Raw genomic sequence first — 25,259 nt, forward strand, 5'->3', positions numbered from 1 at the left:
GCTGGTTCATGTCCAGCATGGTTCGGGTGACATCAGGGAGCGCCGCGGCCGGTGCCGCGCCGGTCAGCTGTGTCGCGTTCCGTGCCGACGGTCGACGGCTCGCCAGCGGCTCCCACGGTGGCGGGGTCCTCGTGCAGGACACCAGCGACCCGGCCCGACCGACCAGGCTGACCGAATTAGCCCATCGGTCGGCCGTCCTCGGGGCCGCCTTCAACCCGGCTGCCGCCGACCTGCTCGCGACCGGCTCGGCCGACGGCGCCGCCGCGGTCTGGCGCGTGGTCGACGACCGTCCGCCGGCCGTCATGAAGGTCCTCGGTGGCCACCCGGCCCCTGTCACCGCCGTGCACTGGATGCCCGACGGGCAGCACCTGCTCTGCCAGCTCGGTGACGGCCGGGCCGCCGTCTGGCACGCCTTCGGCGAGAAGTACCTCGGTGAGGTCGGCGACTGCCTGCGCCTCGACATCAGCGCCGGCGGTCTGGTCGCCTCGGTCGGCTCGAGCGGCATGGTCTCCGTGCGTGACCTGGCCGGCGATCCTAATCCACTCGCCGCCCGGCAGGCGCCCGCCGCGGAGGCCTGCGCATGGTCGCCCGACGCGGCGACGCTGGCGCTGGCCCGCCGGGACGGCGCGATCGAGCTGCGCACGCCTCAGCTCGACCCGATCCGGACGCTTCGACCGGGTACGGCGCCGCTGCGGGCGGTCACCTGGTCCCCGGACGGCCGCTATGTCATCGCCGGCGGCTACGACGGCACCGTCCTCTCCGTCGACGCCACCGACCGGGTGCTCTGGCGGCACATCGACCCGGCCATCCGGCCGCGCTCGCTCGCCATCGGCGGCCGCGCGGTCGCGGTCGCGTCGTTCGGCGACCGTCCTTATCTGCTCGACGTCTTCTCCGGTGGCTACTCGCGCCAGGAGGCGGGCGAGCCGTCGTCCCCGTCGGTAGCCTTCCGCGACGGCATGATCGTGGCCGACGACCGCGTGGTCACCGCCGGCCCGCTCGGCGACCGCACGGTCATCGTCGAGCACGAGCTGCCCGTCCGGGCGGTCGACGCGCTCGCCGACCGGATCGTCGTCACCGCCGCTCACCAGGCGATCCGCCTGATCCGTCTCGACCCGAAGGCCTACGAGGTCGAGCTCGGCGTCACGCTGCGCGCGCCGGAGCCGGTGCGCACCGTCGCCCTGCTCGGCTCGGCCGAGGCCACGGTGGTGGTCGCCGCCTCGTACGATTTCCGCCTCTTCGCCTGGACGGTCGACTGGACCGGCCCGCCGGTCGGGCCGCGCCTGGCCGGTGAGTTCGGCAGCGGCGTCGCCACCCTGCAGCGACTCGACGACCAGCGCCTGACCGCCACCGACCACCGGGGCGAACTTGTGATCCTCGCGCTGGGCGCGGACGGGGCTCTCTCCGCTTAGGACCTCTCGGATCACGGCTCCGGCTCCTCTCGCTCGAATGCCCGAGAAGTTAGCCCTCGGCGCGATCGCCCGGTGTGCCAATCGCGCCGCCTGTGGACAACTTTTTCCACTGTGGATAACTCAGGATCTTGGGCGGGCGAGGTCTAGGGTCGGAGCCGCACGTGTCGGTGGGCGAGGCTTGGCGGAGCGTTCGGTCACCGGATTGACTCGACAAGAGAGGGCTATTACGGGTGTAGCGCCAACCCGTCCAGCAGACGCTGGAGACCCCAGCGGAACTGTTCCGTGCCGACCCAGGTGGCCATGACGCCCGCGGCCGCGGCGGTGCGGGGATAGGTGCCGGCCGGCACCTCGCTGAGGGCGGCCCGGCGCGCGTCGACGCGCTCGGTCTCCGGGGGTAAGGCGCCCGCCCCCGGCACATCGGCCACCTCGAGGGCGATCGAGCCCAGGACGAAGACCATGACGGCGTACGAGCCGCGCGCCGCGGCCGCCGGATCGAGGCCACCCTCGGTGAGAAGGGTGAGCAGGCGCTCGCCGAAGCGCCATGGGCCGGGGCCGTCCAGCGGGCCGCCGATCAGCAGCGGGACGGCGCCCGGATGTGCGGCGAGGCGGCGCCGCAGCTCCAGAGCGAGCTGTTCCACCTCGGAGCGCCAGTCGTCGGCGCCGGTGATCTTCTCCGGGAGATCCAGCAGGCGCTCCAGCAGGGCCCGCTCCAGCGCGGCCTTGTCAGCGAAGTACGTGTAGACCGCGTGGGGCGCCGCCCCGATGGCGGCCGCGGCGCCGCGGATGGTGACCGCCTTCGGGCCGCCCGCATCGAGCAGGTCCAGGGCCGCGTCGAGGATCTCGGCCTCGGAGGGCACGTGGCGCGGCCCTGGAGTGCGCTTGCCCGGATCCGTCATCGCGTGCCGTGGCGGGCGTGCGGTCAGGCGCGCAGCCGGGCCGCGGCGGAAACCGGGTCGAAGCCGAACGGCAGCTCGAGGCGGTGGGCCCGCAGGAGGTCCTCGTCGGCGAGCAGGCCGGCGGTGGGTGCGTCGGCGACGATGCGGCCGGCGTCGAGGATCACGGAGCGAGGGCAGAGCTGCAGGGCGTAGGGGAGGTCGTGGGTGACCATCAGGACCGTGACCGGGAGCGGTTCGAGGATCTCGGCCAGTTCGCGGCGGCTGGCCGGGTCGAGGTTGGAGGAGGGCTCGTCCAGGACGAGGATCTCGGGGCGCATGGCCAGCACGGTGGCCACGGCGACGCGGCGGCGCTGGCCGAAGGAGAGGTGATGAGGGACCTGGTCGCGGTGCTCGGACATGCCGACCGCGGCGAGGGCCTCGTCGACGCGGGCGGTGAGCTCGTCGCCGCGTACACCCAGATTCTGCGGGCCGAAGGCCACGTCCTCGGCGACCGTGGGCATGAAGAGCTGGTCGTCGGGGTCCTGGAAGACGATGCCGACCCGGCGGCGGATCTCGGCGAGGCCGGCCCGGTCGGCGGGGTCGACGCGGGCGCCGGCGACCTCGATGGTGCCGGTGCCGCCGTGCAGGATGCCGTTGAGATGCAGCACGAGGGTGGTCTTGCCGGCGCCGTTGGGGCCGAGCAGGGCGACGCGCTCACCGGCGGGGATGGTGAGGTCGACGCCGCGCAGGGCGACGTGGCCGTCCGGGTAGGCGAAGTGCACACCGGCGACCCGCAGCGCCGTTTCCGTCTCGCTCATTCCGATCATCATCCCAGGGCGGCGGCGAGGGCGATCCCCGCGGTGGCTGCGGGCAGGGCCGCGGCGGCCAGCCACTGGCTCGTGGGGGCGCGGTCGTCGGCCGGGCGGGGGAGGCGGCCCTGATAGCCGCGGGCGACCATGGCCAGGTAGACGCGCTCGCCGCGCTCGTAGGCGCGCAGGAACAGGGAGCCGACGCTGACGGCGAAGGCCTTGACCTGCCAGAGGAAGCGGGGGTCGTAGCCGCGGGCCAGGCGGGCGATCCGCATGCGGCGGGCGTCGTCGGCGAGGACGTCCAGGTAGCGCAGCATGAAGGTGGCGATCTGGGTGAAGACCGCAGGGCAGCGCAGGCGGTCCAGGCCCAGGATCAAGTCGCGCATGGTGGTGGTCGCGGCCAGGAGCAGGGAGGCCAGGACGCCGAGGGTGCCCTTGGCGAAGATGTTCCAGGCGCCGTGCAGGCCGTCGACCGACAGCGACATGCCCAGCCAGGTGATCCGCTCGCCCTGGCCGAAGAAGGGCAGGGCCACGGCGAGCAGGACGAAGGGAAGTTCGATGGTGGCCCGCTTGGCCAGCCACAGCGCGGGCACGCGCGCCGCCACCGCCACCGCCACGAGAAGCACGAGGTAGCCACCGAAGGCCCAGAACTCGGTCCGCGGGGTGATCACCACGATGATGGTGAAGAACAGGACCGCGGCGATCTTGACCTCGGGCGCGAGCCGGTGGACCGGGCTCTCGCGCAGCAGGTGGAGGGGGTGAGCGTGCCCGGCGCCCATCAGTTGCCGGCTTCGGTGGTGCCGGCCGTGGACCGGCCGCGACGGCGGGCCAGCCAGAAGACGCCGCCGCCGATGCCGAAGGTGATCAGGACGCCGAGGACGCCCGAGAGGCCCGTGGAGAGGAACTCGTTGTCGATGCCCTTGATGCCGTAGTCGGCGAGCGGGCTGCCGGAGAGCTGGTGGTCGCCCTCCTGCTGGGCCATGCAGGTGCCGCCGGTGATCTCGCCCTCGGCGTTGAAAGTGCAGCCCTCGCGGGCGGTGTAGTCGAGGCCGTCGGGGCTGCCCGAGGCGAAGCTGCTGGCCACGCCGGCCAGCAGCAGGGCGACCAGCAGGCCGCCGGCCAGGAACCATCCGAGTCGCTTGCTCATGCCGGGGCTCCCACTTCGACGGTGAGCGGCTTGCGGAAGCGCCGCAGGGCGTAGACGAGGTCGGGGCGGACCCGGGCGACCGTGGCGACGGTGGTGGCGGCGATGACGCCCTCACCGATGCCGATCAGGAGGTGGACGCCGGCCATGGTGCCGGAGACCCACGGCAGCGACAGCTCGGTGGTGCCACCGAGGGCGTACTCGAGAACGAAGCCCTGCGAGGCGATCACCACGGAGATGATCGAGGCGATCAGGGCGGTGGCGGCGAGGCCGGCCGGGGTCTTCGGCAGGAAGCGCAGCAGGACGACGACCAGCAGATATCCGGCGGCGGTGCCGAGCAGCGCCATGTTTGTGATGTTGAGGCCGATGGCGGTGAGGCCGCCGTCAGCGAAGAGCAGGCATTGCACGATCAGGACGGTGGAGACGCAGAGCGCGCCGACCCAGGGGCCGACGAGGATCACCGCGAGGGTGCCGCCCAGCAGGTGGCCGGAGACGCCCGGCAGGACCTGGAAGTTCAGCATCTGCACGGCGAAGATGAACGCCGCCACTAGGCCGGCCATGGGGGCGAGCCGGTCGTCCAGGTCGGCTCGGGCCTTGCGGACGCAGAAAGCCAGCGCCACGACCGCGAAGACGGCGAAGATCGCTGACACCGGTCCGTTCACGATGCCGTTGGCTATGTGCATCGCCGTCGTGTCCATGACGGGCCTCCTCTCAGAATGTCCCCGGAGTCCGCAGCATATTGGCGCAGAGATGCTGTTGCAAAGAGTTGGCAACTAGACGTCAGTCTGAAGATCAAGTTAAGCGGGGGGTGCGAAGACGCTAGAAGAGGGAGAGCTGACCCGGCGTCGGATCGCGGCGCGCGGTCAGGCCACCACGGAAAACCCACGGCCTGACCTCGGGAATCGGGTCGGCGCCGTCCTCCACGACCGGGGGCGAGCCGCCGGTCAGGGCCCACAGCGAGGGGCCGAGATTGATGCCGCGCGTCCGCAATGCCTTTCTCATCACAGTCATGCTCAGGGGCAGGCGGGCCGAGGCCAGCGGCGGGATGGGCAGGTCGAGGCGCATCCTCATCAGCTCGCGGTTGCGGTCGACGATCTCGCGGGCCGCCGGGTCGGTGAAGTGCCTGGCGGCGTGGTCGCCCACGGCGTCGCGGACCAGGGCGGCGCCGGCCTCCCAGGCGGCCTCGACACTGCCGAACGCGGCCAGCAACTTCGCCGCGGTCGCCGCGCCGAAGCGGCGTACACCATGAAGGTTGTCGGAAGGGTCGCCGCGCAGCGCGGCGAAGTCGCGGTATTGCCAGGGATGCACGCCGTAGAGATCGGGCAGGCCCGAGGCCTCGACGAGAACGGCCTCGTCGAAACCGCCGTTGCGGACCCGCAGCACCGACGTGTGCTCGTCGAGCAGGGCGAACGCGTCGCGGTCGCTGGTCATCAGCACCGAGCGCCAGCCGTCGCGGCGGGCCGAGGCGGCGGCGCTGGCCAGCACGTCGTCGGCCTCCCAGGACTCGTGCACCACCGTGCAGACGCCGGCGTCGCGCAGCAGCGACGGCGCCTCCAGCAGCTGGGCCGTCAGGTCGGGCGCCTTGTCGGGGCGGTGAGCTTTGTACGCGGGGTAGGTGAGGCGCCGCGCCGACGAGGAAGGGCAGTCGAAACCGACGATCAGGGCGTCGGGGCGCAGGTGGGCGGCGGCCCGGGCGAGATATCCGAAAAGCCCGCGCAAGGCCCAGATCGGCCGGCCGTCGGCGTCGACCCAGCCGTCACCGGCGCCGGCATGGTAGGCCCGGTGCAGGAGACTGTTCCCGTCGAGGACCAAAAGCAGCGGCACCTCAAAGAGGGTACGCGGGCCCGCCGGAACCATCACTCCCCTGATGGCCCCGGCGGGGGACTGGGCGTCAGGCCGGCGGGGGAGCCACGCTCTCCCGGGCGACCAGGGACGGTGCGATGGTGCGCCGCGCGGCGTCGGCGGTGGCCTCCTCGTCGATCTGGGCGAGCAGGAGCTCCAGGGTCGCCGTCGCCGCGGCGTCGAAGTCGGGCCGCACGGTGGTCAGCGGCGGGGTGAAGTACTCGGCCTCGGGGACGTCGTCGAAGCCGACGATGCTCACGTCCTCGGGCACGCGCCGGCCGTGCTCGTTGAGCGCGCGCAGCAGGCCGAGCGCGATGTGGTCGTTGGCGGTGAAGATCGCGGTCGCCTCGGGCAGGCGGGCGAGCAACTGGCCGTTGCGATATCCGGAGGCCGCGCCCCAGTCGCCGGTCAGCAGCGGCGGGATCTCACGGCCGGCGTCGCGCAGCGCCGACTCCCAGCCGCGCACCCGGCCGGCCGCGTCGAACCAGTCGGACGGGCCGGAGATGTGCCAGACCGTCTCGTGGCCGGCCGCCAGCAGATGTTCGGTGGCCGCCCGCGCGCCGGCCACCTGATCGACCGTGACCAGGGTGCTGGTGCGCTCCGGGTCGCCGTCGATGGTGACCAGCGGCACGTCCTCCGGCAGCTGGGCCAGGGCCGGGCCGGCGCTCGCCACGGGGGCGATCACCACGAGCCCGGCCACCCGCTGATCGAGGTGGCGCTCGACGGCGTCGGCGATGGAGCGCTCGTCGAGGTTGCGGACGCTACCCACGTTCACCGCGAAACCGGTCGCCAGAGCGGCCTCCTCGAACGCGGTGAGCATCATCGCCGGCCCGTACAGGGCCGTGTTCTGGGTGACCACGCCGATCACCTTGGAGGTGCCGGTGACCAGGGCGCGCGCCGCCCGGTCGGGCCGATAGCCGAGTTCGGCGATGGCGGCCTGCACCTTGAGACGGGTCTGCTCGCTCACGTTCCGGTGCTCGTTGAGCACCCGTGAGACTGTCTGATGGGAGACCCCCGCCAGCCGGGCCACGTCCATCATGCCCGGCGGTCGTCCGCGCTTCACGCTCACCCGGGGCAGGATATCGCCTCATCACAGCCCTCCCGCGAGCAGCTGATACACCGTCGCGGTTTTGTCGATCGCCGGTGGCCTCGTCGATCGTTTCCGGTGGGTCGGCAGGGCGGTCGCGGTGGTCCACGGGCGGGGCAGATCGGCCGGCGCCCGCAGGCGCAGAAGCGGCTTGCGCAGCGTCTGAAGCCCGGCCGCCCACATCCTGGCCGGGGAGAAGTCGTGCATCCAGGCGATCACGCCGGCGCAGCGGTCGTCGGTGTTCGCGGCCACCATCGTGGCGGTGATGGCGGCGGCGTCGGTCAGCACCGGGCGCCACACGATCGGCAGGGGCACGTCGCCGGAGCTGTCGAGCTCGGCCACCACCTGCTGCGACTGCGCGGCGACCCGGGCCAGAGCGTCCTCGCCGTGCTCGTCCTGACTACCGGTGAGGAACCAGATCTCACGGGTGCCCTCGGGCTCGACCGTCACGACCCGCTCCGATCCGGCGGGCGGGCCACCGTGTCCCGGTCGACCAGGGCGGGCTCGACCAGGGCGGAGGTCTCCGTCCGGGAGCCGGCGACGAGCTGGTCGAGCAGCAGCCGGAGCGCCTGACGGCCGACGTCGGCGAACTCCTGCCGGACCGTGGTCAGGGCCGGGTGGAAATAGGCGGCCTCCGGCACGTCGTCGAAGCCGATCAGGCTGACGTCCTGGGGCACGCGGCGGCCCTGCTCGGCCAGCGCCCGCATCACGCCGAGCGCCACGTGGTCGTTGGCCGCGAAGACGGCGGTGCAGTCGGGGATGCGGGCCAGCATGCGGCCGCACTGATAACCCGACGCGGCCGACCAGCCGGCACGCAGCATCGGGGGAGCCTGGGCGCCGGCCTCGGCCAGCGCGGACCGCCATCCGGCCTCGCGGGCGCGGCTGCCGTGCCACTGCTCCGGGCCGGCGACGTGCCAGACGGTGCGGTGGCCGTGCTTCAGCAGGTGCTCGGTGGCGAGCCGGCCGCCCGCGAACTGATCGACGGAGACGTTGGTGACGTTCCACTCGGGCAGGCCGTCGACGGTCACGATCGGGACGCCGGGCGGGACGAGGCGCATGGCCTCGGCGGCGGCGTCGACCGGGGCGATGAAGACCAGGCCGGCCGCGCCCTGCTGGACGAGCCGCTCCACGATCCGGCGGGACGCCGCGGTGGCGTCGTAGCCGGCGACGTGGCCGACGGTGAGGGACAGGTCGGCGCCGAGCGCGGCCTCGCCTATGGCCTGAACCATGCTCGACGGGCCGTAGAGAGTCGTATTCTGGGCGACCACGCCGACCACGTTGGACCGGCCGGTGGCCAGCACCCGGGCCGACAGGTTGCGGCGGTAGCCGAGCTCGGCGATGGCGGCGAGCACCCGCGTGCGGGTCGTGGGTGAGACGTGTGGGTGGCCATTGAGCACACGCGACACCGTCTGATGGGACACGCCCGCGCGGGCGGCCACATCGGACATCACGGGGCGGCGGCTCATGCGCCGTCCGTGCCGGAGTCCGGCTGTGACTTCATCAGAGGTCGTCCTTTACCCCGCGGGCCGCTGAAATGTGAACGCAAACATGCGGGGTGGGTGTACGCGCTGTCAAGGGTCCATTACATGCCCGTTACCTGTTCGTGACATTGGTGACCATGCGCGATGACAAGGTTAAACAGTGATCTTGACAGGGCTTGTAGCGGTGCCGGATCGTGTCCTTCGTGTATCGAGGGTGTTTCACCTGGACTGCCGTTGTTGGCGGGCGGTGTCACGTTGTCGGGAAGGCAGTGTGAACGCTCTCAGGGCTGCAGCGAAAGCGCGGCGGCGAAAGCGCGGCGGTGAAGGCGTTGTGAGCGACGAGCTGGTGGGTCTCTGGGAGAGTGGGCCCTACGAGTACGGCTCGATGGAGGCCAGCTGTGTCGGCTTCCGAGCGGACGGCTCGGGCTGGTCCGTCTGGGAGAACGCCGGCGGGGCCGCGCTGACGATGCTCCGGTGGAGCCGTCTCGGCCCGCAGGTGATCCAAGTCGTCGAGGTGGAGACCTTCTTCGGCACGTGGGCACCCGGCACCCGGCGGTTGATTCTCGACGAATCGGGCGACGACCACGAGGAACCGGCCGGGGGTGGCGGTGACGTCATCGAGCTGCGGTACGAGATCGTCGAGGACGTCCCGCCGCTGGCCGACGGTCCGATGGTGGTGCTGAAGCTGGCCGAGCCCTACGAGGGAATCGCGACCTACGCTCTGTCCACTCGTGACATCGATTCGGTCGATGTGCCCGCGGTGGTCGTCTGAGTGGATGGCGCGGGCCGGGCCAGCGGAAGGAACGCGATCAGGATCGTGGCGGCGGCGAACGGCAGAAGGTCCAGGTCGACGGGGATCGCGAGGAATCCGGCCAGGAACAGTGCAGGGCTCCACCAGGGAAGGCGGCGGGCGCCGGCGAGCAGGCCCATGAGGACGACGACGCCGAGGCCGAACAGGGCCGGGCCGGTCGTCTCCAAAGCGTCCGGCAGCGGGACGCTCTCCCGGAAACTGTCGAACAGGTCGCCGATGATCACCCAGAGGAAGCAGCCCACCCCGAAGACCGCCGCCCCGGCGGCGGTCGACGCCACCGTCGACACGGCCCGGCCGGGCGCGGGCCGGCGCGCGACGACGAGCCCGCGCATCTGGACGGCCAGGACAGCGAACAGAACCATCGCGGCGAAGAAGGCGACATGGCCGACGTCCCAGGCGGGCCCGTTGCCGCGGTCACCGTCCCATCCGTCCACCCACCGCAGCAGGCCGTAGCAGAGCATCAGCAGGGGCGCGACGACCGCCATCAATCTCATGGACGGAGCGTAGGAATCAGGTGCCGCCACCCGAAATCGGTGGTAACCCGGCCTCACCCCCTAAGGGAGCGAACCAGCGTCCAGCGCGCATGGCGGCCGGTAGGGAGGACAGGGACAGGGAAATGGCACGGACGGCCGGCGGGGTTGCCGCCGGCCGTCCGCGGTGTGGGAGTTGGGTCAGGAGAGCGGGCAGGTGCTGCGGTATTCCTCGATCGACAGGCCGCTCGGGCCGGGGCAGATGAACTGGTCGTAGCGGGTGTCGTTGTCGACGAAGCGCTTCAGCCAGGAGACCGCGAGCCGGGCGGTCGGCGTGTTCACCGACTGCGGGAAGAAGTGGCTGGCGTTGTTGAGCTCCAGGTACGCCTTCTCGGTGCTGGAGTTGAGGCTGCTGTAGAACAGCTCGGAGTGCGTGGCGACGGGAGCGATCGAGTCGGACTCGCCGCCGACGATCAGGGTCGGGACACGGTTGCCCGACCACGACTTGGTGAGATTCCATGGGGCGAGCGGGACGGCCGCCTGAAGCGACGGCCGGTCGCGGGCTGCCTCGAGGCTTCCGCCGCCGCCCATCGAATGGCCGGCGACGGCGAGTCGCGACGAGTCGATGCGGGAGCGCACCGAACTCGACCGGGTGAGGTAGTCGAGGGCGGCCAGGAGCTGGTCGCCGCGCTGGCCGGGCTGGTCGAGCAGGGTGTTGGTCTCGATGCCGATCACCACGAAGCCGTGCGACGCGATGCGCGGGCCGAGCCAGGACAGGCTGGACCAGGTGGCGGTGTAGCCGGGCGAGATCGCGACGGCGCCGAAGGTGCCGTCGCTGGTGGTGGTCGGGTAGTAGATGACGCCGCCGCCGAAACCGGAGACGAGCGAAGAGACGTTCTCGGTGGAGACCGAGTACGGGCCGCGGCTGGCGTCCAGCGCCGCGAGCGTCGGGTTCGGGCCGCGCTCGTACGGGTTGTCGGCGGCCCGAGCCGGCGAGACGCCGACCGTGACGGAGAGAGCCACGGCGGCGACCGCGGCGGCGAAAACCTTACGAAGGTGGTGCACCGGACACGCTCCTCGGGGGTAGGAGATTGATGGCGGTCAGTTTTTGCCGCTCCGGGCCGGTCGCACATCGGCGAAATCACCGGTGTTCGCAACCGCCCGTTAACGAGCGCGAAATTTCATCAACCGAAAAGGCCTTCCCCGCCGCCGCGCGGATCGACAGACTCGCGGCATGCTTAATGCACCGGTAGTGCATGAAGTTGCCCCGGTCGGCCGCGACGCCGACCTGGCAGCGATCGCCGGCCTGATCAAGGCGGCGGCCGAGGGCCGGGGTGGTGTGCTGGTGCTCGCCGCGGGGCCGGGCGAGGGCCGTACGACGATGCTGCGGGCCGCGGCCGCCGCCGCGGCCGCGACGGGCGTGATTTCGGTGCCGGGGCATGCGGATGAGTCCGATGTCGCCTACGGCGGGCTCGAGCGGCTGCTCGCGCCGCTGGACGATCTCGTGAGGGAACTGCCGGCGCAATGGCGTGAGCCGCTGCTCGCGGTGGCGGGCGGGCGTGAGCCGGAGGCGGGGCCGTTGCCGCTGGGCCTGGCTGTGGTGGCTCTGTTGCGCCGGGTGGCCCGCGAGCGGCCTCTGATGTGCCTGTTCGATGACGCCGATCTTCTGGATCGGGAGACCTGGCAGGTGATCCGGCTTGTCGCCCGCCGGCTCGGCGGGGCGCCGGTGGTCCTGCTGGCCTCGGTCACCGCGAATGCCGTAGGGCACGCGGCCGCGGCGGGGCTGCCGATGCGGCAGCTTCGGCCGCTCGACGATGAGGCGTGCCGTGAGCTGCTTCGCCGGCGGGCGCCGGGCATCACCGACGATGTCGCCGCCGGGTTGCTCGACATCGCCTGTGCGAATGCGGCGGCGCTGGTCGATCTCGCGACCGCGTTGAGTCCGGAGCAGCGCCGGGGTTATGCCGCCCTGCCCACGACACTGCCGCCGGACAGCGGGCTCCGCCTGCGCGTCAGCGCGGGACTGTCCGTGCTGCCGCGGCCGGCCCGCACCCTGCTCCTGCTGGCGGCGACCGATCCCAGCGCCCGCCCGGCCGAGCTCCTCGCGGCGGCGGCCCGAATGGAGGGCGGAGCGCGGCTCGTAGCGGACAGCGCGGGGGAGGGCGGTGCGGAACTCGCGGTGCCGGCTCGGCCAGATGGCGCGGGGGCGGCGGCCCGAATCGCTGGTGGCGAGCGAGGAGGCGCCCAGGCGGAAATCGCAGGGGCGGCGGGGCTGTCCGATCTGGATCTGGCGGAGCGGGGTGGGCTCGTCGCCGTGGCGGAGAACGGGGTTCGGTTCACGCCGGGGGTGGCCCGGTCGGTGGTCTACGAGGCGGAGCCGTTGGGGCGCCGGCATGCGGCGCATCTGGCGCTGGCGGCGGTGCTCGGTGGGCGTGGGCGGAGGCTGTCCGCGCTCCTGCACCTCGCAGTGGTGGCCGAGCGGCCCGATGAGGAGCTGGCCCGGGAGCTGATGGTGGCGGCGGAAGAGGCGCCGCCGATGGCCGCGGCGCGAGCGCAGCAGCGGGCGGCCGAGCTCAGCGGCTCGGGCGGTGCAGCGGCGGCGGCCCTGCTGGCGGCGGCGCGGTCGTTGATGGCGGCCGGGCGCACGCACGAGGCGGGGCTTCTGGTGCGCCGGGCCGGCAAGTTGCGGGGGAGCGCGGTCGTGCGGGCGCGGGCGCGCGGGGTCCTGGCCGAGATCAATCTGCGGCAGGCGCCGGCGGCGGCTCAGGACGTGCTGCTGGAGGTCGCGGGTGAGCTGATGGACGCCGATCCGGGCGGTGCCCTGGAGGCGCTTCTCCTGGCGGGGGAGGCGTGTGGCCGTACTGGTGAACCCGGCCGTTATCCGGTCTTGGCCCGGCAGGTGGCCGCCCGGCTCGACGGCGTGCGGTCGACGGCGGCCCCCGTCGCCAGAAGCACGGGTGAGGCCATGGGGCTGCACCAGGTCGTCGGTGTGGCCGATCTGATGACCGGGGCCGAGGAAGCGGCCTTCGGGCACCTGCGGGAGGTGCTGCGGCTGGCCGAGCGGACCGCCGAGCCGGCGGCCCTGATCCGGGCGGCCAACACGGGGATTCTGCTCGGGCAGGACAAACGTGCGGCCCGGTTGGCCGGGCGCGCGGCCGGACTGGCGCGGGAGTCCGGGGCGCACGCGCTGGTGCCGGCGGCGTTGGAGGTCGCGGCGTACGCCGATCTGGCCGCCGGACGATACGACCTCGCCACCGCTTCGGCCCTCGACGGGGCGGCGGTCGCGCGCGGTGCGGGGCGGCCCGACCTCGCCGATACGCATCTGGCGCTGCTCGGGCTGCTGGCGGCTTTCGTCGGGGACCGGGAGTCCGCGGTCGAGCGCCTCGCGGCCGCCCGGCGTGCCGACGCCGAGGTGCGTGCGCTCGGTGACTGGGCCGAGGCTCTGCTGGATCTGGTCGCCGGGCAGCCGGCCTCCGCCGCGCAACGGCTGGCGGGCATCTTCTCCGGCGGGTCCATGATTCTGCGCGTCGCTGTCACACCCCATCTGCTGGAGGCGTCGGAGAGGGCCGAGGGGCGGCAGCACGCTGCCGCCGTCTTCGACCAATGGGCCGGGCGGACCCGGCAGAGCGGCTGGCTCGCGCTGCGGTCGCGGTGCCGGGCGTTGACGACCGCCGACTACGACGCGGCCGAGGACCATTTCCGGGAGGCGCTCGGGTGGCACGGGCGCGACGACGATCCGGGGTTCGCGCGGGCCCACACCGAGCTGCTCTACGGCCGTCACCTGCGCCGCCGGCGGAGGCCGGCCGAGGCGCGCGACCATCTGCGCCGGGCCGTCGACACGTTCCACCGGCTCGACGCCCGGCCCTGGGCCGAGCAGGCCGTGCGGGAGCTGAGGGCGGCGGGGGCCAAGGTCGACCCCATCGGCCGTACGCCGTTGACGGCCCAGCAGGAACGGATCGCCGGCCTGGTCGCCGAGGGGGCCACCAACCGTGAGGTCGCCCGGCAACTGCACCTGAGCCCGCGCACCATCGACCATCACCTGCGCAACGTGTTCGCCCGCCTCGGCGTTCGGTCGCGCACCGAACTCGCCCACCTGCTGGCCGCGGGATGAAACAGCGCTGGGGCAAAAGAGAAGGAGTGAAGGGGCAGACCTTCCGGACGGGAGTGACCGGAAGGTCCCGGGAGAACCGCGATAAGTTTCGACGCCGACCCGCCCGAATTATCGGAACGGACGGATCGACGCCTTTCTAAACAAGGGTCAGGCCTTGCGGACCTCGACCGGCGTCACGAGGCGGCGGTCGCGGCCGACCTCGCGCACCGGGCCGGTCAGCGTCACCTTGCCGCGGCACGGCAGGTCGGCGGCCGAGGTGCCCATCATGACCTCGACGTCGCCCGGCTCGACGATCGTCGTGTAGTCGCGGCCCGTGTACGCCGTCCGGTCGGTGTGCACCGTGAACTCGACGTCCTTGGCCTCGCCCGGCTCCAGCGGCACCCGGGCGAAGCCGGTCAGCTGCTTCACCGGGCGCGTGACCTGCCCGATCGGGTCGTGCAGGTAGAGCTGGACGACCTCGTCACCCTGCCGATCGCCCGTGTTGCGCACCCGCGCGGTCACCGTGAACTCGCCGTCGGTCGGCACCGAGTCCGAGCTGATGCGCAGGTCGTCGACCTCGAACGTCGTGTACGACCGGCCGTGCCCGAACGGGAACAGGGGCGTCGGGTCGAGGTTGCTGACCCCGGTGTTCTCCGCGCCGAGCGCCGGCTGGAGGTACGTGCCGGGCTGCCCGCCCGTGTGCCGCGGGATCTGCACCGGCAGCTTGGCCCCGGGCTGCACCCGGCCGGAGAGGATGCCGGCGATCGCCGAGGCGCCCTCCTCGCCCGGCATGAACGCCTGCACCAGGCCGGCCGTGCGGTCGGCGATGCCACCCAGGGCGTACGGCCGGCCGCTGACCACCACGACCACGACCGGCTTCCCGGTGGACAGCAGTTCCTCGATCAGGTCGGCCTGCACGCCGGGCAGGCGCAGGTCCTCGGCGTCGCAGCCCTCGCCCGAGGTGCCGTGCCCGAACAGGCCGGCCAGGTCGCCGACCATCGCCACCACCACGTCGGCGGAACGGGCGGCGGCCACCGCCTCGGCGAAGCCGGAGCGGTCCTCGCTGTTGACGTCGCAGCCCCGGGCGTACGACACCTCGGAGAACTCCGAGCGAAGCGCTTCGACGGCCGTGGGAACCTCGAGGCCCAGCCCGATACCGGGGTAGCGGGGCAGCACGTGGTTGGGGAAGGCGTAGCAGCCCATGAACGTGCGGGCGTCGTCCGCCGCCGGCCCGACCACCGCGACCTTGCTCGAGGAGGCGAGCGGCAGCGCCGTCCCCCGGTCGAGCAGAATGATCGACTTCTCGGCCATCTCCCGGGCCAGTGCCCTATTTGAAGACGAGTCAAGCTGGACATTTGCGGCGTCCGCCACCGAGGAGGCCGGCGTCCAATCCGGGTCGAGCAGGCCGAGCGCGATCTTCTGGGTGAGCAGCCGCCGCGCCGCCTGGTCGATCACCGACTCGGGCACCCGGGAGATCAGGGACGAGGAGAAGCCCAGCGTGTCCGGCAGCTCGACGTCGATGCCCGCGGTCAGCGCCAGCGCGCCGGCCTCGGCCTCGTCGGCCGCGACGTGGTGGGTCGAGGCCAGGAACGGCACCGCCCAGTAGTCCGACACGACGGTGCCGGTGAAGCCCCACTTCTCGCGCAGCACCGTCGTGAGCAGCCACGGGTCGGCCCCGGCGGGCACCCCGTCGATGTCGGAGTAGCTGTTCATGACCGACCGGGCGCCGCCCTCGCGGATCGCCGTCTCGAAGGTCGGCAGGATGATGTCGAGCAGCTCGCGCCGGCCCATCGACACCGGGCCGTGGTTGCGGGCCCCGCGCGAGGCCGAATAGCCCGCGAAGTGCTTGAGGGTGGCGATCACCCCGGCGCTCTCCAGGCCGCGGACGTAGCCCGCGCCGAGCAGCGCGACCAGGTACGGGTCCTCGCCGATGGTCTCCTCGACCCGGCCCCACCGGTAGTCGCGCACGACGTCGAGCACCGGGGACAGGCCCTGGTGCACGCCGAGGGCGGCCATGTCGCGGCCGATCGCGGCCGCCATCCGCTCGACCAGCGACTCGTCGAAGGTAGCGCCCCAGGCGATGGCGGCGGGATAGACCGTTGCGCCGAAGGCGGTGAAGCCGGTCAGGCACTCCTCGTGGACCAGGGCGGGGATGCCGAGACGGGAGTTGGCGAGGACGATCTGCTGTTGACGGACCAGCTCGGCGGCGCCCTCGGCCGGCGTGAGCGGCTTGCTGCCGTACACGCGGGTCAGATGCCCGAGGCCCTGCCGGCTGGCCTCCTCGAGGGAGATGGTGCCGGATGCGGCGAAGACGTCCTGCATGGGAGCGACGTTGAGGGTCTCCTCGGGGTCGGTCTGCTCCTCGTCCGGCATGTCGTTGCCGAGCCAGCGGCTGCCCAGCTGCCCGACCTTCTCCTCGATGGTCATGGCGGCGAGCAGGGCGTCAACGCGGTCAGCGACTCCAAGCGCCGGATCCTGCCATCGATGTTCTACGGTCACGGCGCAACTCCTCAGAGGTTCCGAAACTTTCAGTGTTTTCACAGCGCGAACTTTCGGCGCTGGGTGATCTTAGGTTGCCCTTGCAGGGGAGGGGGAGACGGCGTCCACTTTTGCCGTGGGAGCGCGACCACGGCAAGACCCTTGACATGATCACCCTGAAACCCTACGTTAACGAAACCTCACGTTAACTTGCGGTCGTCGTACGAAAGTTGCAGTCTCTGTGACGCGGGCGACCACCCAATCCGAGCGGCAAAAAACTAATACGGAGATCAGCGTGATCAATAGGCGTAACTTCCTCGGCCTGGCCGCGGGTACAGCTGGTGCCGCCGCTCTGGCGGCTTGCGGCAGCTCCGGCCCGGAGGACAAGTCCGGCGGTTCCAGCGGCGGTGGCGGCGGCGCGGCGAGCTACTGGTCGCTGAGCGGCGAGCCCGGCGAGCCGATCCGTACGGCGGCGATCGACCGGTTCAACAAGGCCAACCCGGACACCAAGATCACCCCGACGTTCTTCCAGAACGACGCCTACAAGCAGAAGATCAAGACGGCCCTCGGCGCCGACCAGGGCCCGACGATGATCTGGGGCTGGGGCGGTGGCGGCCTCAAGGAGTACGTGACCTCCAACCAGGTCGAGGACCTGACCGACTGGCTCGGCCAGAACGCGGCCGTCAAGGACAAGATCCTCCCGTCGTCGTTCGGCGCGGCCACGGTCAACGGCAAGATCTACGCGCTGCCGATCGAGACCGTGCAGCCGATCGTCCTCTTCTACAACAAGAAGGTCTTCGAGAAGGTCGGCGTGCAGCCCCCGAAGTCGTGGGGCGAGATCATGGCGCTGGTGCCGAAGTTCAACGAGAAGAAGATCGCCCCGTTCTCGCTCGGCGGCCAGTCGCGCTGGACGAACATGATGTGGCTCGAGTTCCTGCTCGACCGTACGGCCGGCTCCGAGGTCTTCGACCGGGTCTTCGCCGGCGAGAAGGACGCCTGGTCCGACCCGGCGGTTCTGGACATGCTCACCAAGATCCAGGACCTGGTGAAGGCGAACGGCTTCCAGAAGGGCTTCTCGTCGACCACGGCCGACTCGAACGCCGACCAGGCCCTGCTCTACACCGGCAAGGCCGCGATGATGCTGCACGGCTCGTGGTCGTACGGCATCCAGAAGGCCGACGGCGGCAACTTCGTCAAGGACGGCGGCCTGGGCTGGATGAACTTCCCGCCGGTCGAGGGCGGCAAGGGCGACCCGAGCAACACGGTCGGCAACCCGGGTCAGTACCTCTCGATCTCCTCGAAGGCCAGCACCGAGGCGAAGGACATCGCGAAGAAGTTCTTCTCCACCACGCTGGTCGACGACGAGGAGAAGGCCGGCTGGGTCAAGTCCGGCGGCGTGCCGGTTCTGAAGAACAGCGACAGCCTGTTCACGGGCGACGACGCGGCGTTCCTCAAGGACATGTCGGCGATCGCCGGGGGTGCGAAGGTCTTCGCCCAGTCCTGGGACCAGGCCCTGAGCCCGACCGCTGCCGAGACCCTGCTGGACAACATCGCGAAGCTGTTCCAGCTCCAGGTCACCCCTCAGCAGTGGGTCGACGCCATGAACGGAGTCATCGGCAAGTGACCACCATCGCTCCGCCCGTCGTACGGACGAAAGGCAGTTCCTCCTCCAGCGGCGGGCGGAGCGGCTCCGGCTCCGTCACCTGGATGGCGCTGCCGGCGTTCGTCTGGTTCGTCCTCTTCGGCATCATCCCGCTGTTCGGCGTGCTGTTCCTGAGCTTCACCACCTGGAACGGCATCGGCGACATCGAGGTCACCGGCCTGACCAGCTGGAAGGCCGCGCTCCAGGACCCGGGCCTGCCGCACGCCCTCTGGGTCACCTTCGTGATCATGGCGTTGTCGTGGCTCGTGCAGACTCCGATGTCGATTCTGCTGGGCACGTTCCTGGCCACCAGCAAGCGGTATCGCGAGCTGCTCGCGGTGCTGTACTTCATCCCGCTGCTGCTGAGCTCGGCCGCCATCGCCATCACCTTCAAGGCGCTGCTCGACCCGAACTTCGGTCTCGGCGCCGGCCTCGGCATCGACGCGCTCAACCAGGACTGGCTGGGCAACTCGACACTCGCCATAGCCACCCTGATCTTCATCGTGTCCTGGCAGTTCATCCCGTTCCACACGCTGATCTACCAAGGCGCGGTACGGCAGATCCCGACCAGCATGTACGAGGCGTCCCAGATCGACGGCGCCAGCCGGATGCGGCAGTTCTTCTCGATCACGCTGCCCCAGCTGAAGTACACGATCATCACGTCGTCGACGCTGATGGTGGTCGGCTCGCTGCTCTTCTTCGACCTGATCTACCTGCTCACCGGCGGCGGCCCCGGCGACTCGACCCGGACCCTCGCGCTGGAGATGTACCAGAAGGGCTTCCAGGCCAACCTGATGGGCCCGGCCAGCGCCATCGCCGTCATCCTGGTCCTCGTCGGACTCGTCCTGTCGCTGCTGTTCCGGCGACTCGGCGGCCGTGCCGACGAGAGCCAGCTGGAAGGAGTCTGAGTTGTCGACCATCACCGAGCGGACTCCGGCCACGACCGTCACCGGAACGCCCGGCCCTCGCGCCAAGAAGAGCCGGTTCCGCGGCTACAACTGGTTCGGCGGCTCGCTCAGCTGGCTCTGGCTCTTCGTCGTGATGCTGCCGATCTACTGGATCGTCATCACCAGCTTCAAGACCCAGGACACGTACTTCGTCACCAACCCCCTGGCCCCGCCGACCGACCTGACGTTCGAGAACTACAAGGCGGTCATCGAGGCGGACTTCGTCCGGTACTTCTTCAACAGCGTGGTCATCACGGTCGGCGCGGTCGTCCCAGCCGTGGTGGTCAGCTTCATGGCCGGCTATGCGATCGTGCGGGGCGCCGCCAACCGCACGATCAAGGCGATGAACTGGATCTTCCTGACCGGTCTGGCCATCCCGCTGCAGGCGGTGATCATCCCGGTCTACCTGATCATCATCAAGCTCAAGCTGTACGACACCCTGCTCGCGATCATCCTGCCCTCGATCGCGTTCGCCATCCCGCTGTCCGTGATCGTTCTGTCGAACTTCATCCGGGACGTCCCGAAGGAGCTCTTCGAGTCGATGCGGATGGACGGCGCCTCCGAGTGGGGCACCATGTGGCGGCTCGCGTTCCCGCTGGCCCGGCCCGCCCTGGTCACGGTGACAATCTACAGCGCGCTGAACATCTGGAACGGCTTCCTGCTTCCGCTGGTGCTCACCCAGAGCCCCGATCAGCGCGCGATCCCGCTGGCGCTGGCCAACTTCCAGGGCCAGTTCGGCATCAACGTGCCCGCCATCGCCGCCTCGGTCACCCTGACCACGGTCCCGATCGTGATCCTCTACGCGATCGGCCGCCGTCAGCTGCTGAGTGGTCTAACGGCCGGCTTCGGCAAATAGGGCGGTACTTTCCCGGACCACCAGCTCGGTGGCCAGCTCCACCCGGGGAGTCTCGATGGGCTCGCCGCGCGACAACCGCAGGACGGTACGCGCGGCGAGCCCACCCATGTCCGCCAACGGCTGGCGCACGGTTGTCAGCGGCGGCGACGACCAGCGGGCCTCCGGCAGGTCGTCGAAGCCGACGATGCTCAGATCGTCCGGCACCCGCAGCCCGCGCAGGCGCGCCGCCTCGTAGACGCCCAGGGCCATCTGATCGCTCGACGCGAAGATCGCCGTCGGCCGGTCCTCTTTGCTCAGCAGCCGCTCGGCCGCCGCGAAGCCCGACTCGTGGTTGAAGTCGCCCGGCTCGATGATCTTGCGGTCGACGCGCAGCCCGGCCGACTCCAGCGCGGCCCGGTAACCGTCCATCCGGGCGCGGCTGCACAGCAGGTTGCGCGGACCCTCGATCAGGCCGATCCGCTTGTGCCCCAGCGAGATCAGATGCTCGGTGGCGCTGCGGCCGCCCGCCCAGTTCGTGGCGCCTATCGTCGGCACGTCGGCCGCCGCGCCGCCGGCCGGATCGATGATGACCATCGGGACGTTCAGCCGGTGCAGCTCCGTGCTCACCGGACCGGCCCCGTCGGAGATCACCAGGATCACGCCGTCGGACTGCCGCGACCGCAGGTTCTGCAGCCACTGCCGGGTCGACGCGGTCCGCCGGTGCACGGCCGAGATGACCGTGCCGACGCCGGCCGCGTGGGTGACCTCCTCGACGCCGCGGATCAGCTCGACCGCCCACGGGCTGTCCAGATCGTGGAACACCAGGTCGATCAGCCCGGCCCGCAGCGGCTGCCGAGAGTTACGAGGGCGGTAGTCGTGCTCCCGGAGAAGGTGCTCGATCCGGTCGCGCGTCTCCGGCGACACGTCGGTGCGCCCATTGAGCACTCGCGACACCGTAGGAACCGAGACACCCGCGGCCTCCGCGATGGTCGCGATCGTCACCCGTCGCCCGCCCACGGCCATCCGACTCTCCTCGTTCGCTCGGACGATGCTTCGAAACTTTCGACTCCGAGTGCCGGAAGTATTGCACATTCCGCAGGCGTTGGAGTCATCCGCGCAGGTCTGAGCACGCGAACAGTGGGGTATATCGACCCGCATGCCCCTCATTACCGGTCGTTACCGGCTGGACGAGTCACTCGGGCAGGGCGGCATGGGCCGCGTCTGGCGCGCCCGCGACGAGGTCCTCCAGCGCGACGTGGCCATCAAGGAGCTCCTGCAGGAAGGCGACGCGGAGCATCGGCGGCTGCTGCGCGAGGCCCGGGCCGCGGCCCGGCTGGGGCATCCGAACGTGGTTCAGGTTTTCGACGTCCTCGAGGTCGACGAGCACGCCTGGATCGTCATGGAGTACGTCCCGTCGCGCTCGCTTCAGGAGGCGATGCGCGACGAGGGCCCGATGGATCCGCGCCGTGTCGCCCGCATCGGCCTGGAGGTGCTGGCCGCGCTGCGGGCCGCCGATCGGGCCGGCGTCGCCCACCGGGACGTCAAGCCGGCCAACGTGCTGCTGGCCGACGACGGCCGCGTCCTGCTGACCGATTTCGGCATCGCCACCATCGAGGGCGACGCCCTGATCAGCACCTCCGACGTGCTGATCGGCTCGCCCGAGTACATGTCGCCCGAGCGGGCCCGGACCGGGGTGGCCGGTCTCGCCTCCGACCTGTGGTCGCTCGGCGCCACTCTTTATGCGGCGGTCGAGGGCCAGTCCCCGTTCCATCGCACGTCGGCCATCGCCACGCTGACCGCGCTCGCCGCCGACGAACCCGATCCGCCGCGTCGCGCGGGTCCCCTCGAGCCTGTGCTGACCGGCCTGCTGCGCAAGGATCCGGCCGAGAGGATCGGCGCGACCGAGGCGGAACATCTGCTGCGCGCGGCGGCTTCCGGTTCCTACGGACATGCTTCGGTGGTACGCAGGGTCGACCCACCCGACAGCAAGGCGCAACCGACCGGCTCACCGTCCGGGGCACGCGCTACCGAGGCGCCCCCGGCGCCCCCGCTTGCGTCCCAGCCACCCACGGCCCTGGCGGGTCAAGGTGCGGAACCACCCGCCGAGCACCCACCGGCTGAACTGGCGCGGGACGAGTCGGCGCCGTCTGAACCGGCTCCGGGCGGGGTGGCGCCGGATGAGGAAGCGGCGGCTGAACTTGCACCGGGCGGGTTGGCGCCGGATGAGGAAGCGGCGGCTGAACTTGCACCGGGCGGGTTGGCGCCGGGTCAGGTGGCGCCGGCTGATCTTGCGCCGGGTGAGGCAGCGCCGGGCGGGGTGGCGCGGGGTCAGGTGGCACCGGGTGAAGTGCGGCCTGGTGAATCGGCGCCCGATTCGATGCCGGCCGCCGCGCGTGGCTCCCGCCGGATGCGGCTGGCGCTGGCGGCGGCGGTCACCGTCCTGTTGCTGGCGGGCGTCGTCTGGATGGTGGTCCGGGCCGGCGCCGACGGCGACCCGACCACCGCCGGAGCACCGCCGGTCGAGTCGGCGCCCGCGCAGGCCTCCGCAGGCCCGGCCGGCTCGGTCTCCGCGAGTGCCTCCGCTTCTGCCTCCACCTCCGCGTCGACGTCCCCGAGCCCGGCCGCCTCGTCCGCCGCGCCGGCCGCCACCACCGCGCCCGCCGGATCGAGCTCGGGCTCGGGTTCCGGCCTGCCCGCGATTCCGCCCGGCTGGCGTGACTACAGGGACGCGACCGGTTTCGCCGTCTACGTGCCCCAGGGCTGGACGCGCTCCAAGGAAGGCACGATGGTCTACTTCCGCGACAGCTCCACCGGCCGCGTCCTCGGCATCGACCAGACCCGCAAGCCCGAGCCCGACCCGGTGGCCGACTGGCGGGCCAAGGCCGACTACCGGGTCTCCGTCGGCGACTTCCCCTCCTATCGCGAGATCCACATCAAGGAGGTCGACTACTTCCGCAAGGCCGCCGACTGGGAGTTCACCTTCACCCGCAACGGCACCCGCCAGCACGTCAACAACCGCGGCGTCATCACCGCCACCACCCAGGCCTACGGCTTCTACTGGCAGACCCGGGACGCCGACTGGCAGCGCTACCGCGACGACCTCCAGCTGATCTTCGACAGCTTCCGCCCGGCCCGCCGCTGATTGTCACCGGCCGGCGCGGAAGTCCTCCGGCCGCAGCGACATGGCGAACGGTTTCGCCGCCGACAGCACATCACCGGAGATCGCCGTGGCCTGCCGCGCGTAGTGCCCGTGCGTGAGCCGAAACAGCTGGATCCGGATCACGCCGGGCGTCGGCCGGTGCGGCTCCACCAGCAGATACCAGGGGATGTAGGCGGCGGCGTACCGGATCTGCAGCCCACGATCGGTCAGCGCGTTCTCCGGCGCGATCTCCGCGATGAGCACGACATCGGTGCTGTCGACGACCAGCCCCGGCTGCGGATCCCGCGTGACCACGATGTCCGGGATGACGATGCGGTCGATATCAAGCCGCACATTGATGGAAGCGGCAACCCGAAACCCGGCCGCCTCCGCCGCCGCCCGCAGCGCCCCCACAAGTAGCCAGGACATCTCTTGATGCGGCCAACTGGGCGCCGGGCTCGGCCGCGGCCGCCCGTCCATCAATTCGATCCGCCGCGCCGGCTCATAGATGGCGAGGTATTCAACCTCGGTCAGAGGGCTCATGGCTGATCAGATGTCGAGCAGCGCGTCGGTGTGGAGCTCGATGGGGAACGGCCGATCGGAACGAAGAGTCTCGCCCGGCCCGGCCGTGGCGGCCTCCTCGTAGCAGCCGTCCCGGCGGTGGAGCAGCCGAAGGGTGACGCTCTCGTAATCGGGCATGTCCGGCTCGACCAACAGGTACCACTCGATTCCGGCGGCCGCGTAGAGCTCACGCTTCCACACCCGGTCCACGAGGGCGCTGCTCGGAGAGAGGATCTCCGCGACCAGTTCGACCTTCGCCACCTCGGCGACGGCGCCCAGCCGTCCCATGGTGCCCACTGTGACGTCGGGAATCAGGATTCGTCCCGGGGACAGGCGAACGTTGACGGCCGAGACGATGTGCAGGTTCGCTGCTCGCGCCCGAGGGTGCAGCAGTCGAACGAGATTGTGCGAGATGCCCTGGTGTGCAAGGTCCCCGGCCGGGCTCACCTGGAGGCCCCCGTCGATCAGTTCGATGCGCGGCTTGGTCTCGCCGAGCGCGAGGTAGGCCGCCTCGGTCCAGGGTTCCGAGTGATCCAGGAAGGGGCCGATCACAGGCAATGTGTGGGGTGCGCTCATGGTCGAAATGGTCACACGACTAGTAGTGATGAAGCAACTGGTCTCTTGACACCCTTTCGGGTGATGCGGCACCGGTCACAGGGGTGAATTTCGGGTGATTGCTCGCGTAGTGGTGGGCATGACTGAACCGTTTGTTACGCCGTTCGATGGTCAGACCACCGCGGGCGAGGTGCTGAAGGGGATCGACCTCACGGGACGCCGGTACATCGTGACCGGTGGCGCGTCGGGGATCGGGCTGGCGACCAGCCGGGCGCTGATCAAGGCCGGGGCCGAGGTCACCGTGGCGACTCGGCGGCCTTCGGGGGACGACCGGGCGCTTGATCTGAGCGACCTCGACTCGGTGCGGGCGTTCACCGAAGCCTGGGACGGGCCGCTGCACGGGATCGTCGCCAACGGCGGCGTCATGGCCCTGCCCACCCGCGAGACCGCGAGCAACGGGTGGGAGCTTCAGCTCGCCACCAACTTCCTCGGGCACTTCGCGCTGGTGACCGGCCTGCACGCCAACCTGCGCGCGGCGGGGGAGTCGCGCGTCGTCGTGGTGAGCTCGGGCATCCAGGTCAAGGGCGCCTTCGACTTCGAAGACCCGCAGTTCCAGAGGCAGCCCTACGACCCGTGGAAGGCCTACCGCAACTCGAAGGTGGCCGGGAGCCTGTTCTCGGTGGCCCTCGCCCGGCGCTGGGCGGCCGACGGGGTCCTCGCCAACACCGCCGACCCGGGCTACGTGGCGACGAACCTCCAGCGCCACCTCGACGAGGACACGCTGCGCGCTTTCGGGATGGCCGGCGAGAACGCCGTACTGCCCGACTATTTCTCCACCCCCGAGCAGGCGGCGGCCACCAATGTCCTGCTGGCCGCCTACCCGCTGCCGAAGGAGGTCACCGGGCGGTATTTCATCTACTGCCAGGAGGCCGAGCACGTCCCGGGCGGCCCGGACGCACCCGGCGGCGTGGCCCCGTGGTCACTCGACCCGGCCGCGGCCGACCGCTTGTGGGAGCTCGCGGAGAAGGCGCTCTGACGCTGCCGGCCGCCTGTAGGAGCTTGCGGAGAAGGCGCTCTGACGCTCCCG

The 25,259-nt window shown here is 71.1% G+C and carries 23 protein-coding genes; 8 read left to right on the forward strand and 15 right to left on the reverse strand.

What is annotated here, in order from left to right; all coding sequences use genetic code 11:
• Nucleotides 1–26 precede the first annotated feature (26 nt).
• Entirely contained in the window at nt 27–1,409 is a 1,383-nt protein-coding gene (locus CRP55_RS16650) for a WD40 repeat domain-containing protein (RefSeq protein ID WP_101536197.1), read from the forward strand.
• Between the two features lie 224 nt (nt 1,410–1,633).
• Here CRP55_RS16650 and CRP55_RS16655 read toward each other — a convergent pair whose 3' ends face one another.
• The 9 genes from CRP55_RS16655 to CRP55_RS16695 all read right to left on the reverse strand — a co-directional run bounded on the left by CRP55_RS16655 (nt 1,634) and on the right by CRP55_RS16695 (nt 8,614).
• On the reverse strand, nt 1,634–2,266 hold the full coding sequence (locus CRP55_RS16655; RefSeq protein ID WP_245923053.1) for a TetR/AcrR family transcriptional regulator C-terminal domain-containing protein: 633 nt from the start codon (nt 2,264–2,266) through the stop codon (nt 1,634–1,636).
• Nucleotides 2,267–2,328: 62 nt separating this feature from the next.
• Nucleotides 2,329–3,111: an energy-coupling factor ABC transporter ATP-binding protein gene (locus CRP55_RS16660; RefSeq protein ID WP_097321175.1), complete on the reverse strand. Its 783-nt coding sequence runs from the start codon at nt 3,109–3,111 to the stop codon at nt 2,329–2,331.
• Entirely contained in the window at nt 3,111–3,872 is a 762-nt protein-coding gene (cbiQ, locus tag CRP55_RS16665; RefSeq protein WP_097320975.1) for a cobalt ECF transporter T component CbiQ, read from the reverse strand. Before cbiQ ends, CRP55_RS16660 begins: the two co-directional genes overlap by 1 nt.
• Nucleotides 3,872–4,240: a PDGLE domain-containing protein gene (locus CRP55_RS16670; protein WP_097320976.1), complete on the reverse strand. Its 369-nt coding sequence runs from the start codon at nt 4,238–4,240 to the stop codon at nt 3,872–3,874. The genes cbiQ and CRP55_RS16670 overlap by 1 nt, the downstream gene beginning before the upstream one ends.
• Nucleotides 4,237–4,935 (reverse strand): energy-coupling factor ABC transporter permease, encoded by a 699-nt coding sequence (locus CRP55_RS16675; protein WP_097320977.1) that lies wholly within the window; start codon nt 4,933–4,935, stop codon nt 4,237–4,239. The genes CRP55_RS16670 and CRP55_RS16675 overlap by 4 nt, the downstream gene beginning before the upstream one ends.
• Before the next feature lie 121 nt (nt 4,936–5,056).
• Nucleotides 5,057–6,061 (reverse strand): 5'-3' exonuclease, encoded by a 1,005-nt coding sequence (locus CRP55_RS16680; protein WP_245923054.1) that lies wholly within the window; start codon nt 6,059–6,061, stop codon nt 5,057–5,059.
• A gap of 67 nt (nt 6,062–6,128) precedes the next feature.
• Nucleotides 6,129–7,118: a LacI family DNA-binding transcriptional regulator gene (locus CRP55_RS16685; RefSeq protein WP_097320979.1), complete on the reverse strand. Its 990-nt coding sequence runs from the start codon at nt 7,116–7,118 to the stop codon at nt 6,129–6,131.
• A 51-nt stretch (nt 7,119–7,169) separates the two neighbouring features.
• The gene (locus CRP55_RS16690) at nt 7,170–7,616 is read right to left on the reverse strand and encodes a hypothetical protein (protein ID WP_097320980.1); all 447 of its coding nucleotides are present in this window, start codon (nt 7,614–7,616) and stop codon (nt 7,170–7,172) included.
• Entirely contained in the window at nt 7,613–8,614 is a 1,002-nt protein-coding gene (locus CRP55_RS16695; RefSeq protein WP_097321176.1) for a LacI family DNA-binding transcriptional regulator, read from the reverse strand. The genes CRP55_RS16690 and CRP55_RS16695 overlap by 4 nt, the downstream gene beginning before the upstream one ends.
• Before the next feature lie 364 nt (nt 8,615–8,978).
• Between CRP55_RS16695 and CRP55_RS16700 the strand changes: the two genes are divergently transcribed.
• Nucleotides 8,979–9,419, forward strand: a complete 441-nt coding sequence (locus CRP55_RS16700; RefSeq protein ID WP_097320981.1) for a hypothetical protein — start codon at nt 8,979–8,981, stop codon at nt 9,417–9,419.
• On the opposite strand, the gene CRP55_RS16705 is transcribed toward CRP55_RS16700, so the two are convergent.
• Complete coding sequence (locus CRP55_RS16705) at nt 9,362–9,952, reverse strand: hypothetical protein (protein ID WP_245923058.1); 591 nt, start codon at nt 9,950–9,952, stop codon at nt 9,362–9,364. The genes CRP55_RS16700 and CRP55_RS16705 overlap by 58 nt on opposite strands.
• Nucleotides 9,953–10,129: 177 nt before the next feature.
• Nucleotides 10,130–10,993 (reverse strand): alpha/beta hydrolase family protein, encoded by an 864-nt coding sequence (locus CRP55_RS16710; RefSeq protein ID WP_097320983.1) that lies wholly within the window; start codon nt 10,991–10,993, stop codon nt 10,130–10,132.
• A gap of 187 nt (nt 10,994–11,180) precedes the next feature.
• On the opposite strand from CRP55_RS16710, the gene CRP55_RS16715 reads away from it, so the two are divergent.
• Nucleotides 11,181–14,036, forward strand: coding sequence for a helix-turn-helix transcriptional regulator (locus CRP55_RS16715; RefSeq protein ID WP_179855215.1), 2,856 nt, complete (start codon nt 11,181–11,183; stop codon nt 14,034–14,036).
• A 147-nt stretch (nt 14,037–14,183) separates the two neighbouring features.
• Here CRP55_RS16715 and CRP55_RS16720 read toward each other — a convergent pair whose 3' ends face one another.
• Nucleotides 14,184–16,514, reverse strand: a complete 2,331-nt coding sequence (locus tag CRP55_RS16720; RefSeq protein ID WP_342751545.1) for a glycoside hydrolase family 3 N-terminal domain-containing protein — start codon at nt 16,512–16,514, stop codon at nt 14,184–14,186.
• A gap of 274 nt (nt 16,515–16,788) precedes the next feature.
• Between CRP55_RS16720 and CRP55_RS16725 the strand changes: the two genes are divergently transcribed.
• The 3 genes from CRP55_RS16725 to CRP55_RS16735 are packed head-to-tail and all read left to right on the forward strand — an operon-like array spanning nt 16,789 to nt 19,938.
• Nucleotides 16,789–18,117 (forward strand): extracellular solute-binding protein, encoded by a 1,329-nt coding sequence (locus CRP55_RS16725; RefSeq protein WP_245923060.1) that lies wholly within the window; start codon nt 16,789–16,791, stop codon nt 18,115–18,117.
• Entirely contained in the window at nt 18,114–19,043 is a 930-nt protein-coding gene (locus CRP55_RS16730) for a carbohydrate ABC transporter permease (protein WP_218854552.1), read from the forward strand. Before CRP55_RS16725 ends, CRP55_RS16730 begins: the two co-directional genes overlap by 4 nt.
• Before the next feature lies 1 nt (nt 19,044).
• The gene (locus CRP55_RS16735; RefSeq protein WP_245923061.1) at nt 19,045–19,938 is read left to right on the forward strand and encodes a carbohydrate ABC transporter permease; all 894 of its coding nucleotides are present in this window, start codon (nt 19,045–19,047) and stop codon (nt 19,936–19,938) included.
• On the opposite strand, the gene CRP55_RS16740 is transcribed toward CRP55_RS16735, so the two are convergent.
• Nucleotides 19,915–20,940 (reverse strand): LacI family DNA-binding transcriptional regulator, encoded by a 1,026-nt coding sequence (locus CRP55_RS16740; RefSeq protein WP_097320986.1) that lies wholly within the window; start codon nt 20,938–20,940, stop codon nt 19,915–19,917. The genes CRP55_RS16735 and CRP55_RS16740 overlap by 24 nt on opposite strands.
• A 133-nt stretch (nt 20,941–21,073) precedes the next feature.
• Between CRP55_RS16740 and CRP55_RS16745 the strand changes: the two genes are divergently transcribed.
• Entirely contained in the window at nt 21,074–23,059 is a 1,986-nt protein-coding gene (locus CRP55_RS16745; protein WP_097320987.1) for a serine/threonine-protein kinase, read from the forward strand.
• Nucleotides 23,060–23,062: 3 nt separating this feature from the next.
• Here CRP55_RS16745 and CRP55_RS16750 read toward each other — a convergent pair whose 3' ends face one another.
• Entirely contained in the window at nt 23,063–23,599 is a 537-nt protein-coding gene (locus tag CRP55_RS16750; RefSeq protein ID WP_097320988.1) for a Uma2 family endonuclease, read from the reverse strand.
• A gap of 6 nt (nt 23,600–23,605) precedes the next feature.
• Nucleotides 23,606–24,193, reverse strand: a complete 588-nt coding sequence (locus CRP55_RS16755; RefSeq protein ID WP_097321180.1) for a Uma2 family endonuclease — start codon at nt 24,191–24,193, stop codon at nt 23,606–23,608.
• Nucleotides 24,194–24,311: 118 nt separating this feature from the next.
• On the opposite strand from CRP55_RS16755, the gene CRP55_RS16760 reads away from it, so the two are divergent.
• Entirely contained in the window at nt 24,312–25,208 is an 897-nt protein-coding gene (locus CRP55_RS16760) for an SDR family NAD(P)-dependent oxidoreductase (RefSeq protein ID WP_097320989.1), read from the forward strand.
• Nucleotides 25,209–25,259: the final 51 nt, after the last annotated feature.

The organism is Paractinoplanes atraurantiacus, from assembly GCF_900215205.1.
Lineage (GTDB): Bacteria > Actinomycetota > Actinomycetes > Mycobacteriales > Micromonosporaceae > Actinoplanes > Actinoplanes atraurantiacus.

Excerpts from the sequence above, each read along its gene's own strand:
- CRP55_RS16660 (WP_097321175.1), bottom strand. The coding sequence starts at position 3,111 with ATGATCGGAATGAGCGAGACGGAAACGGCGCTGCGGGTCGCCGGTGTG.
- cbiQ (WP_097320975.1), bottom strand. The coding sequence starts at position 3,872 with ATGGGCGCCGGGCACGCTCACCCCCTCCACCTGCTGCGCGAGAGCCCG.
- CRP55_RS16670 (WP_097320976.1), bottom strand. The coding sequence starts at position 4,240 with ATGAGCAAGCGACTCGGATGGTTCCTGGCCGGCGGCCTGCTGGTCGCC.
- CRP55_RS16675 (WP_097320977.1), bottom strand. The coding sequence starts at position 4,935 with ATGGACACGACGGCGATGCACATAGCCAACGGCATCGTGAACGGACCG.
- CRP55_RS16685 (WP_097320979.1), bottom strand. The coding sequence starts at position 7,118 with ATGATGGACGTGGCCCGGCTGGCGGGGGTCTCCCATCAGACAGTCTCA.
- CRP55_RS16695 (WP_097321176.1), bottom strand. The coding sequence starts at position 8,614 with ATGTCCGATGTGGCCGCCCGCGCGGGCGTGTCCCATCAGACGGTGTCG.
- CRP55_RS16705 (WP_245923058.1), bottom strand. The coding sequence starts at position 9,952 with ATGAGATTGATGGCGGTCGTCGCGCCCCTGCTGATGCTCTGCTACGGC.
- CRP55_RS16740 (WP_097320986.1), bottom strand. The coding sequence starts at position 20,940 with ATGGCCGTGGGCGGGCGACGGGTGACGATCGCGACCATCGCGGAGGCC.
- CRP55_RS16745 (WP_097320987.1), top strand. The coding sequence starts at position 21,074 with ATGCCCCTCATTACCGGTCGTTACCGGCTGGACGAGTCACTCGGGCAG.
- CRP55_RS16750 (WP_097320988.1), bottom strand. The coding sequence starts at position 23,599 with ATGAGCCCTCTGACCGAGGTTGAATACCTCGCCATCTATGAGCCGGCG.
- CRP55_RS16755 (WP_097321180.1), bottom strand. The coding sequence starts at position 24,193 with ATGAGCGCACCCCACACATTGCCTGTGATCGGCCCCTTCCTGGATCAC.
- CRP55_RS16760 (WP_097320989.1), top strand. The coding sequence starts at position 24,312 with ATGACTGAACCGTTTGTTACGCCGTTCGATGGTCAGACCACCGCGGGC.